General features: G+C 74.1%; 11 protein-coding genes. 6 read left to right on the forward strand and 5 right to left on the reverse strand.

Going from position 1 to position 12,579, the window contains the following annotated elements; all coding sequences use genetic code 11:
* Window positions 1-258 precede the first annotated feature (258 nt).
* The 3 genes from CHB94_RS04170 to CHB94_RS04180 are packed head-to-tail and all read right to left on the reverse strand — an operon-like array spanning window position 259 to window position 4,849.
* Entirely contained in the window at window positions 259-4,035 is a 3,777-nt protein-coding gene (locus tag CHB94_RS04170; protein WP_089335325.1) for a DNA polymerase III subunit alpha, read from the reverse strand.
* Complete coding sequence (locus tag CHB94_RS04175) at window positions 4,032-4,526, reverse strand: SAV_6107 family HEPN domain-containing protein (RefSeq protein WP_089335326.1); 495 nt, start codon at window positions 4,524-4,526, stop codon at window positions 4,032-4,034. Before CHB94_RS04175 ends, CHB94_RS04170 begins: the two co-directional genes overlap by 4 nt.
* Complete coding sequence (locus tag CHB94_RS04180; protein WP_089335327.1) at window positions 4,526-4,849, reverse strand: DUF6504 family protein; 324 nt, start codon at window positions 4,847-4,849, stop codon at window positions 4,526-4,528. The genes CHB94_RS04175 and CHB94_RS04180 overlap by 1 nt, the downstream gene beginning before the upstream one ends.
* Before the next feature lie 227 nt (window positions 4,850-5,076).
* Here CHB94_RS04180 and CHB94_RS04185 point away from each other — a divergent pair, with 227 nt between their 5' ends.
* The 6 genes from CHB94_RS04185 to CHB94_RS04210 are packed head-to-tail and all read left to right on the forward strand — an operon-like array spanning window position 5,077 to window position 10,537.
* On the forward strand, window positions 5,077-5,622 hold the full coding sequence (locus CHB94_RS04185) for a YbaK/EbsC family protein (RefSeq protein ID WP_089335328.1): 546 nt from the start codon (window positions 5,077-5,079) through the stop codon (window positions 5,620-5,622).
* On the forward strand, window positions 5,619-6,206 hold the full coding sequence (locus CHB94_RS04190; RefSeq protein WP_089335329.1) for a GNAT family N-acetyltransferase: 588 nt from the start codon (window positions 5,619-5,621) through the stop codon (window positions 6,204-6,206). Before CHB94_RS04185 ends, CHB94_RS04190 begins: the two co-directional genes overlap by 4 nt.
* Window positions 6,207-6,208: 2 nt before the next feature.
* Window positions 6,209-7,930, forward strand: a complete 1,722-nt coding sequence (locus tag CHB94_RS04195; RefSeq protein ID WP_254920388.1) for a phytoene desaturase family protein — start codon at window positions 6,209-6,211, stop codon at window positions 7,928-7,930.
* Window positions 7,927-8,745: a carotenoid biosynthesis protein gene (locus tag CHB94_RS04200; RefSeq protein ID WP_089335330.1), complete on the forward strand. Its 819-nt coding sequence runs from the start codon at window positions 7,927-7,929 to the stop codon at window positions 8,743-8,745. Before CHB94_RS04195 ends, CHB94_RS04200 begins: the two co-directional genes overlap by 4 nt.
* Window positions 8,742-9,890, forward strand: coding sequence for a glycosyltransferase family 2 protein (locus tag CHB94_RS04205; RefSeq protein ID WP_089335331.1), 1,149 nt, complete (start codon window positions 8,742-8,744; stop codon window positions 9,888-9,890). Before CHB94_RS04200 ends, CHB94_RS04205 begins: the two co-directional genes overlap by 4 nt.
* Window positions 9,887-10,537, forward strand: a complete 651-nt coding sequence (locus CHB94_RS04210; protein WP_254920389.1) for a flavin reductase family protein — start codon at window positions 9,887-9,889, stop codon at window positions 10,535-10,537. Before CHB94_RS04205 ends, CHB94_RS04210 begins: the two co-directional genes overlap by 4 nt.
* A 286-nt stretch (window positions 10,538-10,823) precedes the next feature.
* Here the strand turns inward: CHB94_RS04210 and CHB94_RS04215 are convergent, their stop codons facing one another.
* Together CHB94_RS04215 and CHB94_RS04220 are read right to left on the reverse strand one after the other, a co-directional pair.
* Window positions 10,824-11,798 (reverse strand): carbohydrate kinase family protein, encoded by a 975-nt coding sequence (locus tag CHB94_RS04215; protein ID WP_089335332.1) that lies wholly within the window; start codon window positions 11,796-11,798, stop codon window positions 10,824-10,826.
* A gap of 115 nt (window positions 11,799-11,913) precedes the next feature.
* On the reverse strand, window positions 11,914-12,567 hold the full coding sequence (locus CHB94_RS04220; RefSeq protein ID WP_089335427.1) for a CDP-alcohol phosphatidyltransferase family protein: 654 nt from the start codon (window positions 12,565-12,567) through the stop codon (window positions 11,914-11,916).
* Between the last annotated feature and the right edge of the window lie 12 nt (window positions 12,568-12,579).

Raw genomic sequence — 12,579 nt, forward strand, 5'->3', positions numbered from 1 at the left:
CGTCGTAGCCACGTAGGAAGTTCAATGCGGAGTTCCCGCCGGTGTGCGGTGCGGATCCTTTTCGAAAGGAGAAAGCCGATCGCGGCGGTCGCGCGGGAGTCAGGATCGACCGGGCCGCGCTGGCAACTGGGTGGCCATCAATCCGGACGCTCACGGCGGCTCGGATGAGCGACGGCCACCGCCTCCCGTCGGTCGCCCCGTCAGACGGGCCTGTCTCTGAGGCCTCCCTTCAGGGCGAGCGTTCTCCTGCGCTATTGGTCAGTGGCCGGAGCTGCCCGGGCTGGAGTGCCAGAGCTTGCGGGGCGGTCCGGACGCCGCACGTCGGGCGGCGACCTTCGAGTCCTCGCCGGCGGGCTTGATGTCGGCGTAGGGCGACATGCGGAAGCCGGTCGGGTGGACCAGCACCGGGCGAACCACCACCGGCCGCGACCCGTGAGAGGCCGCGGCCCCGGCGATCGCCTGCTCGGTGAACTCGCCCGGTGCGGCCATCAGCTCGCGAACGCCGTCCAGTCCGTCGGCCTCCCATGCCTCGTGCAGCGCCGGCAGCTCCCAGGCCCCGGTCGCCCGCAGCGAGACCCCGCGCGGGCCGGTCCGGCGGAGCACCCCCCGGATGACCAGCAGCCAGGAGTGGAACACCGTGGCGGCGTAGGGCCCCTGCGCGTCCTCGAAGAAGGTGGAGTCGGTGCAGCCGGTGCCGTCGTCGAGGGTCACGAACACCACCCGGCGGCCCGAGCGGATCGGCGGGGTCTGGGTCGCGACCTTGACCCCCGCGACCAGCACCTCCGCCCCGCTGCGGCAGGTGAGCAGCTCGCCGGCCGGAACCGCGCCGATCGCGGCCAGGAACGGCCGGTAGAAGTCGACGACGTGCCGGCTGGCGTCCAGGCCGAGCACCTCCAGCTCGGCGCGCACCAGCTCGGCGTCGGTGAACTCCGGAAGGCCGCTGCCCTCCGCCCAGCTCACGCCGGTCGCCTCGGGCCCCTGTCCCTCCTCTTCCGGGAGGTCGAGCCCCATGAAATCCAGGCTGAGCTGACCGCTGGAGCTCCCCCGCGCGCCGCTGCGGCTCCACCGGTCGAGTTCCCCGATCTGCAGCAGCAGGTCGCGGCGGGTGACCTGGTTGCGGCGGTGGGTCGGCCGGCCGGCCTCACGGTCGCGGACCCCGAAGCCGTAGAGCGAGTCGAAGCCACCGGCCAGCACCAGCCGCTCCACCACCGGCCGCGAGATCGAGGCGCGGTGCCAGAAATCCGTCAGTGACCGATAGGGCTGGCCGGTGAGGATCCGGGCGACCTCGTCGTCGGAGATGCCCTTCACGTCGGCCAGGGCCAGCCGGATGCCGTAGCGGGACGGGTCGCGCATGCCCGCCGGCATCCACTCCGGCCGCGGCCAACCCTCTACCTCTTCTTCAGCATCAGGGTGGGCCGCGAGCCGCTCGACCCGGTAGGTGTCGGCCGACGCGTTGACGTCCAGGCCCAGCACCCGGATCCCGAAGTTGCGGGCGTCGTCGAGGATCAGCCGCTTCGGGTACATCCCCGGGTCGTGGGTGAGCACCCCGGCAAGGAAGGCGGCCGGGTGGTGGGCCTTCAGCCACGCTGACTGGTAGGTCGGCAGCGCGAACGCCGCCGCGTGGGCCTTGCAGAAACCGAAGGATCCGAAGGCCGCCAGCACCTCCCACACCCGCTCGGCCACCTCGACCGGGTAACCCTCGTCCAGCAACCGGGGCACGAACCAGGCCCGCACCTCGGGATGGGCGTCCTTCTCCCCCAGCGCGCGGCGCACCTCGTCGGCCTCGGCCAGGGTGACCCCGGCCATCCGGGCCACGATCTGCAGCACCTGCTCGTGGAAGACCACCACCCCGGCGGTCTCCTCGAGGCAGAACTCCAGGTGGGGGTGCGGGTACTCGGTCTCCCGCCAGCCGTTCCGGGCCATGAGGAACGGGGTGACCATGTCGCTCTTCACCGGCCCGGGCCGGAACAGCGAGATGTCGATGATGATGTCCTCGAAGGTCTGCGGGCCGAACTTGCCGACCAGCTCCCGCTGACCCGGTGACTCGATCTGGAACATGCCGAGGGTGCGGGTGCTGCGGATCAGCTCGAACGTCGTCGGGTCGTCGCGCGGGACGGCGTCGATGTCGACGGTCTCGCCGTCGACCCGGGCCACCTCGTCGAGGGCGTGGGCGATCGCCGACTGCATCCGGATGCCGAGCAGGTCGAGCTTGAGCAGCCCCAGCTCCTCGACGTCGTCCTTGTCGAACTGGCTCATCGGGTAGCCGAGGTAGCTGTTCTCCACCGGCGTCCGGTCGAGCAGGGTGGCATCGGAGAGCAGGACCCCGCACGGATGCAGCGCGATGTGCCGGGGCAGCCCGTCGAGCCGGGCGACGAGGTCGAACATCAGGTCCAGATCGCCGGTGCCGCCACCGCGGCGGGACCCGAGCCGGCTGGCCCGCAGCTCCGGCAGGTCCTTGAGCGCGGCATGCACCTGGTTGGCCCGGATGTGCGGGAAGGCCTTGGCGACGGCGTCGATCTCAGCGGGCGGCAGCCCGAGCGCCGCGCCGACGTCGCGGATGGCGTGCCGGACCCGGTAGGTGTCCATCATCGAGATGCAGCTGACCCGGTCGGCGCCGAAGCGGTCGATGACCGCGTCGTAGACCTCCATGCGACGGGCGGACTCCACGTCGATGTCGACGTCGGGCAGCTGGTGGCGCAGCGGGGAGAGGAAGCGCTCCATCAGCAGGCCGTACCGCAGCGGGTCGACGTCGGAGATGCCGAGCAGGTAGGTGACCAGGCTGCCGGCACCGGAGCCGCGCGCGGCGGCCCGAACCCTCAAGCTCTTGATGAGGTCGACCACGTCAGCGACGGTGAGGAAGTACGACGGATAGCCGAGCTGGTCGATCACGGCCAGCTCCTCGTCCAGTCGTTGCCGCACCCGCTCGGACGGGGGCATGCCGCGTCGGCCCATCCCGGCCTCGCAGCGGGCCCGCAGCACCTGAGACGGGCCCATCCCCCGCTCTGCAGCCGTGGTGACGACGTCGAGCTCGGGATAGCGGACGCTGCCGATGCCGAGGTCCTCCCGGATGTCGACGGCGCACTGCTCGGCCAGCCGGGCGGTGCCCTCGAGCAGGCGCAGGGCGGCGTCACGGTCGGGACCGACGAGGTCCTCGGCCACCGCGGCCATCTCCTTGCCCGACTTCAGGTAGCCCTCGGCGGTGCGCCGGTCGACGTGCCGCTCGTCGAGCGGGACCAGCCGGCGGGCGGCGTCCAGCACGTCGGCGGTCGGCGCGTCGAGGGCGTCGACGTACCGGACGGCGTTGCTGAGCACCACCGGCACGCCCTGCTCGGCGGCGAACCGGAGCATCGCCTGCGCCCGCACGCGGTCTCCCCGGCCGCGGTGGTGGACGACCTCGAGCACCAGGCGGTCGGGCCCGAAGGCGGCGCGCCAGGCGTCGAGGTGGGCGGCGGCATGGTCGGCCCGGCCACTGAGCAGTGCCCGGCCCACCGTGGAGCCGGGCCCGAGCAGCGCGACCAACCCGTTCGCGTGCTCGGCGGCCGCCGCCAGCGAGCTCACCGGCTCGCCGCGCGTGCCGCGCAGATGGGTGGCACTGGTCAGCCGGCACAGCGACCGCCAGCCGGCACCGTCCCGGGCGAGGAAGGTGACCCGGGACAGCCGCGGGTCGACGCCGGCCCCGCCCCGGGCCGGCGCCCGACGGGACCCCGGACCCGGGCGGGGCGGGGACGTCGTGGCCCGTAGCCGCGGGGGTCGGGCTCCGGACGCCTCACCGCCGAGCGCGGTGGCCAGCGCCGGAGGCACCGTGGCGTCGAGGGCGGGGGCGACGGCGAGGTCCACCCCGAAGATCGGCCGCACCCCGGCCGACCGGCAGGCCAGCGCGAACTTCACCGCGCCGTACAGCCCGTCGCGATCGGTGAGCGCCAGGGCCGACATGCCGTGCTCGGCGGCCCGGGTCACCAGATCGGCGGGGTGGTTGGCCCCGTACCGCATGGAGTAACCGGAGGCGACGTGCAGATGGACGAAGGGGTCACTCACCTCCGCGGACCGGAAGCGGTGCCACCGACCATCCGCGGACGGGCATAGGTCACCCGGGGCGGCTCAGGAGCCGGCGAGCTGTCGAGGCAGTTCTCCACGACGGCGAGGAAGGCCCCGACGTCCCGGACCAGGTCGTCGGCCTCCCGCTCGGTCACCGCCCGGGAGAGCCCGGCCTCGGCGGCCGCACGCTTGGCCGCACCGGCGGCGAAGAAGGTGGCCCACTCCCCCAGCTCGGGCGCGACCTGCCCCAGCAGCACCCAGGCACTGCGGGGACGCCGGCGAGCGGGCTCCGGGCGGGTGCGGGCGGCCAGCACCGCAGCAGCGCCGCGTAGCGCACCCAGATGGGCCGTGGCATAGCGCTGCCGGGGATCGGCGGCCGCGGCTGCCTCGGCCAGACCACGGTGCGCCTGGTCGAGGAGCTGGACGGCCGCCGCGGGCAAGGCGGGAGGCAGCGGCAACTGGCCGGCGGGGACGGCCCGGGCGGCGCCCATCAGTCGTGCACCCGCACGAGCCACCAGCGGTTGCCCGCTGCGTCCCAGGAGAGGTCGTAGACCCCGGCGAAGCTGGTCCGGGAGCGCCCGGCCCGCACCGCCTCGACCCGCCACACCTCCTGGGTGGCGACCAGTTCGGCGGAGGCACCGCCGACGACGGCGTCCTGCCGCCACCACGGAAGGGTCTCGACCCAGGAGTCGAGCAGCTCCCCCACGAGGTACCGGGACTGCCCTCGCCAGAACTGGACCGGGCCCAGCGGCCCACGCTCGACCTGGACCTCTTCGCCGACCCGTCCAGCGACCTCACCGAGCACCCGGCTCATGACAGCCTCCCCACCTCTCGCCCACGCACGCGCCGCTCCCGGCCACCGCCCCGGGCGGGGAAGTACCGGAGAGCGATGGAGGAGCGACGCTGCTCGAACAGTTGTTCGAACAGCGTTCAGTAGACCGGACCGCTTCCCCGCCGTCAAGACCGCGAGAACCGTGTCGCCGCTCGCTCCCGGAGGAACCACGACAGCACGGCGTCCGGGCCGGTGGCAGGATCGGATCCATGACCCCGCCGGAGCACCCCCGGGTCGCCGAGGTCGCGCGACTGCTGCGCGCGGCCGGTGCCACCGGCACCGTGCGCCACCTCCCCGACAGCGCACGCTCCGCCGCCGCGGCCGCGGCCCAGCTGGGCGTCGAGGTGGGCGCGATCGCCAACAGTCTCGTGTTCGACGTCGGCGGCAACCCGTTGCTGGTGCTGACCAGCGGTGCCCACCGGGTCGACGAGACCCTGGTCGCCACCCTGCTCGGTGTCCCGGGGATCAGCCGGGCCACGCCGGAGTTCGTCCGCCGGCACACCGGCCAGGCCATCGGCGGCGTCGCCCCGATCGGCCACCCCGAGCCGATCGGCACCCTCGTCGACATCGAGCTGGCCCGCTACGACCAGGTCTGGGCGGCCGCCGGGCATCCGCACACCGTCTTCCCCACGACCTACGACGAGCTGCTCCGCCTCACCGGCGGCACGGCGGCAGAGGTCGGCACCGGCCCGACGGCCAGCACCCCGACGGCCGAGGCGGCCAGCACCCCGACGGCCGAGGCGGCTGCGCGATGACCGACACGAAGCCCGCCACCCGCATCGTCGAGCTGCCCACCCCGTGGCTGCGTGAGCACATGCACGAGGCGCTGAGCATCTACGGCCTGGCGATGGGGTACGACTCCGCCGTCGTCGCCGGCCGCTACGGCTACGCCGTCCAGCACACCGAGCGCCCCGGTTTCCGGGCGGTCGGCGCTTTCGCCGAGTCTCCCGACGGCGAGCGGCTGGTCGGCTTCGGGTACGGCTATCTGATCGCCCCGGGCCAGTGGTGGCACGACCAGGTGCGGGCGGCACTCGACCGGCGGACGGCGAAGAAGTGGCTGCCCGGCGCCTTCGAGGTCTGCGAACTGCACGTCCACCCCGATCACCAGAGCCGGGGGCTGGGCCGCCGGCTCCTGCACGCGCTGGTGGCCGATCTTCCCCACCCCACGGCCCTGCTCTCCACGCCGGACGCCGACACGAAGGCGTTCCGGCTCTACCACGCCGATGGGTTCGTGGACCTGGCGCGCGGCTACCACTTCCCGGGGGACTCCCGGCCGTTCGCCATCCTCGGCGCACGCCTCCCGCTGCATCCACGCGACCGGACCCCGACGAACAGCTGAGTGTGAGCACCCCTTCCCCGGCGGTCGAGCCCTCCGTCGATGTCCCCGTCGATGTCCAGGTCGATGTCCATGTCGATGTCGCGGTGATCGGCTCGGGCCACAACGGGCTGGTCGCCGCCTGCTACCTGGCGCGCGCGGGTCTGTCGGTGGAGGTGGTGGAGTCCGACAGCGTCCTCGGCGGCGCCGTCTCGACCGTGGAGCGCTGGCCGGGTGTCCGCGTCGACCGCGGCTCCAGTGCGCACGTGATCATCCGGCAGAGCGGCATCCTCGAGGAGCTCGACCTCGCCGCACACGGCCTGCGCTACCTCGACTGCGACCCGTGGGGCTTCGCACCCGCGCCGTCCCCGGGAGATCCGGGGCCCGCGGGGCGTCCCCTCGTGTTCTCCGTCGACCTCGATGCCACCTGCGCCTCCATCGCCGAGGCGTGCGGCCCCGAGGACGCCGCCGCCTACCGCCGGTTCGTGCAGGTGTGGGGCCCGCGCGGCCGGGCGGTCGCCGCCTCGTTCGGTCGCCGGCCCGGCCCGGCGGGGCTCCTCCGCTCGTTCTGGCCCCTGGGGGCGCCGGCCGACGGGCGGCCGCGCACGCCCGGCGGGGAGCTGGCGGTCGACTTCCTGGGTTCCGGGAACGCCCTCCTCGACCGCTGGTTCCACAGCGAGCGGCTCAAGGCCGCGCTGGCCTGGTTCGGCGCCCAGTCCGGACCGCCGATGTCCGAGCCCGGCACCGCCGCGATGGTCGCCTGGGTGGCCCTCCTGCACGACGTACCGCCCGGGCACCCGGTGGGCGGCTCGGGTGGGCTGACGGCGGCTCTCCGCCGCCGGCTGGAGTCCGACGGTGGGCGAGTCGTGCTGGGCGACGGCGCCGCGCGACTGCTCACCGAGGACGACGGCGCGGGGGGACGTCGGGTCGTCGGCGTGCAGACCGTCAGCGGTCGGCGGGTGCACGCCGACGCCGTCATCGCCGCCTGCCACGTGCAGGTCACCCGGGAACTCGCGGGGGACGCCGCCCCAACCGCACTGGTGGACGCCGACCCGCCCCTGGGCAACGGCTTCGGGCTCGTCGTGCGCGCACTCACCGACGCCCCGCCGAACTATCCGGGGATCTCCGCCGAGCAGTCCCTCCAGGGACTCCAGCTGCTCTGCACCGATCGCGCCGAACTCGCCTCGGCGCACGGCGACTGGGCCGCCGGCCGGCTCCCCCGCAGTCCGGTGCCGCTGGCGATGTGCTTCTCGGCCAGCGACGACACCCTCGCCCCGCCAGGACAGCACGTCGTGACCATCTGGGGGCAGTGGTACCCGTACACGCTCGCGGACGGGGCGGACTGGGACGACCTGGCGGAGAGCGAAGCGCGCCGGCTCGTGGCCGCGGTCAACCGCTACGCCCCCGGGTTCGCCGAGTCGGTACAGCGACTGTACGTCCAGACGCCCCTGGCCCTGGAACGCGAACTGTCCCTCCCCCGTGGCAACGTCATGCACGTGGAGATGGGCGTGGCCAGCATGTTCGCCTTCCGGCCTACCCCGGCGCTCTCCGGCTACCGGGTCCCCGGCCTCCCCGGGCTCTACCTGGCCGGCGCGTCGACCCATCCCGGCGGTGGCGTGTCGGGCAACTCCGGGCGGACGGCGGCACGGGTGCTGCTGGCCGACCGGCGCGGGTTGCCGCGCGCCCGGGCGAGCGCGGGCCGTGCGGTCCGCCGGATGGCCGCGCGGCTGCGGCGGACACCGGCATGACGGCCGCCGTCATCGCGCGGCAGGGGTCACCCACGGCCGCGCGGGCGCTGCCGCTGCTCCTGGCCGGTGCACTGGTGCTCACCGCGATCGCCTATCCGCTCAGTTCAGGGTCGGCTCGTGACACGGTCAGCTGGACCATCGTCGTGCTGGGCTCGCTGCTCTCCGTCGTGCACGCCGCACTGAGCCGGGGAGCCCGGACGGGGGCCGCCCTGCTCGTCCTGGTCACCCTCACCGCGATCGCGTTCGAGGCGGTCGGGCTCGCCACCGGCTTCCCGTACGGGAGCTACCGGTACAGCGACGTCCTGGGCCCCACCCTGCTCGGCGTGCCGTTCCTCGTCCCGCTGGCCTGGCTGATGATGGCCTGGCCGAGTTGGGTGCTCGCCGAGCACCTGACCCGGACGGCACGGCCCGGCCGCCGGCGCGCCGCGCGCATCGCAGCCGCCGCCTACGTCTTCGCCGGCTGGGACGTCGTCCTGGATCCTCAGATGGTGCAGGCCGGGTACTGGACCTGGGCTCATCCGGACCCGGGACTGCCCGGCATCGATACCGTCCCGCTCACCAATCTCGCCGGCTGGCTGCTCGCCGGGCTCGTGCTCATGGCGCTGCTCGATCTGCTGGTCGCCCGCACCGCAGTCCCCGGGCCGCCCCGGATCGGCGCCACGGCCCCGCTGCTGGCCCTCGGGTGGATGACCCTCGGCGGCGCGCTCGCGCACTCGGGGTGGCTGGGCCTGCCCGGGTCCGCCGCCTGGGGGGTCGCCCTGGCCGTCCCCGTGCTGCTGGTCCTGGCCGTCCGGGCCACCGCGCGACGCCGATGAGCGGTCGGCTGGTCCGGGCGCTCGCCGGGCTCTCCGTCGCGGGCGCCGTCCATGCGGCGCTCAACGTGGCACTGCTCCGCCGTCCGCCGGCCGACCCGCCGGCCGTGCGCCGGCCGGTGACGGTGGTCGTCCCCGCCCGCGACGAGGAGGAGCAGATCGGCGGCTGCCTGGCCGCCCTGCTCGACCAGCGGAGGGTTTCCGACCTCCGGGTCGTCGTGGTGGACGACGGCTCGACGGACGGGACGGCGGCGGCGGTGCGCGCGGTGACCGACCCGCGGGTGCGGCTGGTCCGTGCCGACCCTCCCCCGGCCGGCTGGCTGGGCAAGCCGCATGCCTGCGTCACCGGAGCGGCCACGGTCCAGGACGACGACGCCCTGCTCGTCTTCGTGGACGCCGACGTCCGGCTGTTCCCCGACGCGATCGCCGGCGCCGTGGCCGTGCTGGAGCGGCACGACCTGGATCTGGTCTCGCCCTGGCCGCGCCCCGTGGCGCACGGAGCGGCCGAGCGGCTCGTGCAGCCCCTGGCGCCGTGGCTCTGGGCGACGACGCTGCCGCTGCGGGTGGCCGAGCGCTCCCGCCGGCCGTCCCTGGCGGCGGCCAACGGGCAGTTCCTGATGGTCGGCCGGCGTGCCTACGAGCGGGCCGGCGGACATGCGGCGGTACGGGGCGAGGTCCTCGAGGACATCGCCCTCCTCCGGGCGGTGAAGCGCGCCGGCGGTCGGGGTGTCCCGATCGACGGATCACGGCTGGCCGTCTGCCGGATGTACGACGGGTGGCCCGCGCTCCGGGACGGGTATGCGAAGTCGCTGTGGGCGGCGGTCGGTGGACGTCCCTGGGCCGGCCTCGCCGGGGCGGCCGTCCTGACCGCCGTATGGGTGCTCCCGCCGCTCGCGGCGCTGCGCGGCTCGCGCGCCGGGCTGGTCGGCTGGCTCTCCGGGGCCGCCGGCCGGGCGGTCGTCGCCGCCGCGACGGGCAGTCGCGTCTGGCCGGATGTGCTGGCACACCCGGTGTCGATCCTGCTGCTCGACGTCCTGATGGTGCGGTCGGTCGTCGGGCACCGGCGGGGCACGCTCACCTGGCGCGACCGTCCCGTCTCGGCCCCGCCACGGTCGTCACGACGCGCTCCGGCGAGGATGGACGGGTGACCGACCCCACCGACCGTGTGCTCTTCGACCCCGCCGAGATGGAGACGCGGGCGTTCTACCGCGTGCTGAACTCCGTCGTCGTCCCCCGGCCGATCGCCTGGGTGTGCAGCCGCTCGGCGGAGGGGGTGGTGAACCTGGCGCCGCACTCCTTCTACACCGTGGCCTGCGTGGATCCGCCGGTCGTCCAGTTCACCTCGGTGGGCCGCAAGGACTCGCTGCGCAACGTCGAGGCGACCGGAGAATTCACCGTCAGCCTGACGCCGGAGTCGCTCTTCGAGCAGATCAACGCCACGGGCACCGACTTCCCCGCCGGCGTGAGCGAGGCCGAGGAGGTCGGCGTCCGGCTGGAGGACAGCGATCGGGTGAGCGTGCCCCGGGTCGCCGAGTCACCGGTGTCGGCGGAGTGCACGCTGCACTCCACCGTGCGCCTGGGCGACAGCACGGTCGTGTTCGGCCGCGTGCAGCTGATCAGCGTCCGGGAGAGCGCGGTTCGCGACGGGCGCCCCCGCATCGAGCACCTGCAGCCGCTGGCCCGGCTCGGTGGCAACGAGTGGTCGACGATCGGCGAGGTCAAGGAGATCCCCCGGATCCCCTACCGCAGCTGGGCCGAGGACCCGAGCATCGGCGAGCGCGTCAAAGGCGAATAGAACCGCCGGCTCTCAGCTGGCGGACCGCTCGGGCTCACGGTGGACCCGGCGCGGGGCCGGAGGCTCCCGCCGGGGACACACGGACACGCTCGTCGCCGCAGGGATAAGGCTCCTGGCGGCGGTGTCGGCCGGTAGGCCGACAGTGTCACGGTGCACCCGGCGCGGGGCCGGAGGCTCCCGCCGGGGACACACGCGGGGCTCGTCGCCGCTGGGTTACGACTCCTGGCCGCGGTGTCGTCCGGAGGACGACCGTGTCATGGCGGTGTCGGCCGGTAGGCCGACCATGTCACGGCAGGTGGGCGGCGACCTCGTCGGCGGCGTCGGCGCCGAACGCGTCCGCGAAGCGGGCGAGGAAGCTCTCCCGGGGCAGCTCGTACTCCTGGGTGCCGATGACCTCGACGGCAGCGGTGGCCACGGCGGACCCGAGCTGGGTGGCCCGCTCCAGGCTGAGACCCCACATGCGGCCGGCGATGAAGCCGGCGCGCAGGGCATCGCCGCCGCCGGTGGGCTCGACCGGCTTGGTCTCGGGGACCGCGATCACCGCGATCGGTTCGGCGTCGGCCTGACGGACCAGAACCCCGTCGGCGGCGAGGGTGGTCACCCAGGTCCCCACCCGGGCGAGCACCTCGTTCTCGTTCCAGCCGGTCTTCTGCTGGAGGAGGTGGGACTCGTACTCGTTGGTGAACAGCAGATCCGCGCCGTCGACCAGGTCACGGATCATCTCGCCGTCGGCCCAGGCCAGCTGCTGGCTGGGGTCGGCGGCGAACCGGTAACCGCGCTGCCGGCACTCCTGCGTGTGGCGCACCATGGCCTTCGGGTCGTTCGGGCCGACCACCACCAGGTCGAACCCACCGACGCGCTCGGCGACGGGGCCCAACTCGATGTCGGCCGCCTCCGACATGGCGCCCGAGTAGAACGAGGCGATCTGGTTGTTGACGATGTCGGTCGTGCAGACGAACCGGGCGGTGTGCTTGAGCTCCGACCAGTGCACGCTCTGGGTGTCCACCCCGTGCCGGGTCAGCCACGCGTCGTAGTCGGCGAAGTCGTTGCCGACCGCGCCCACGAGGACGGGCCGCAGGCCGAGCAGTCCCAGCCCGTAGGCCATGTTCGCGCCGGCGCCGCCACGGTGCTGCACGAGGTCGTCGACGAGGAAGGACAGGGAGACGTTCTCCATCTGGCCCTCGACGAACTGCTCGGTGAACTTCCCCGGGAAGGTCATCAGGTGGTCGGTGGCGATGGAGCCGGTGACGGCGACGGGCACGGAACGCTCCCTGGGTGCTGGATCGGCGGAACGGCCGCACGATGTCGGGCGCCCTGCCGCTGAGCAGGGCACCCGCACACCTTAGGAGCCGCGCCCCGCGTGTGGGTCGTCGGCGTCAATCGGTCAGCATCCGGCGCAGGGAGTTCCCGAGCTGGACGACGCCGACAGCGCCGAGCAGGGCTCCCACAGCGGCGCCCGAGGTGACCACCGGGCCGGCGAATCCGAACCCCGCGACGACCCCCGCGCCGACCAGCGTCATCCCGGTCATCGCGATCCGGGTCGGGCGTTCCCACACCGACAGGGCGCCGGTCTCGGCCACCCCGGCCTGTCCGGCTCGAGCCCGCAGGTAGTCGGGCAGCCAGCAGAGCGCACCGAAGGCGACGGCCAGCCAGCCGGGCGCGCCGCCCACCCACAGGGCCGCGGCGTACGCGGCCTCGGTCAGCCGGTCGACCACGGAGTCGAGGACGAAGCCGCGGCGAGATGCGCGTCCGGTGCCGATGGCGAGCGCACCGTCCAGGGAGTCCAGCAGACCGGACAGCGCGACGAGGATCCCGGCGGCGATCAGCCAGTGGCCTCCGGCGGCGGCCGGCCCGACCGCGGCGAGCGCCACCAACAGGCCGAGCGCGGTGGCGGCCAGCGGCGGCAGCCCCGCCAGCGGCCGGGCGAGGGTCCAGGCGATCGTCAGCCAGCCTCGCACGAGCGGGCGGTCGGTGGGCGTGTCGCCGTGCCAGCGCGACCAGGCCGCCAGGTACTCGTCCCGGCTCAGCACGCCCACTCCTCC

Source organism: Blastococcus mobilis, from assembly GCF_900188025.1.
Taxonomy (GTDB): Bacteria; Actinomycetota; Actinomycetes; order Mycobacteriales; family Geodermatophilaceae; genus Blastococcus_B; species Blastococcus_B mobilis.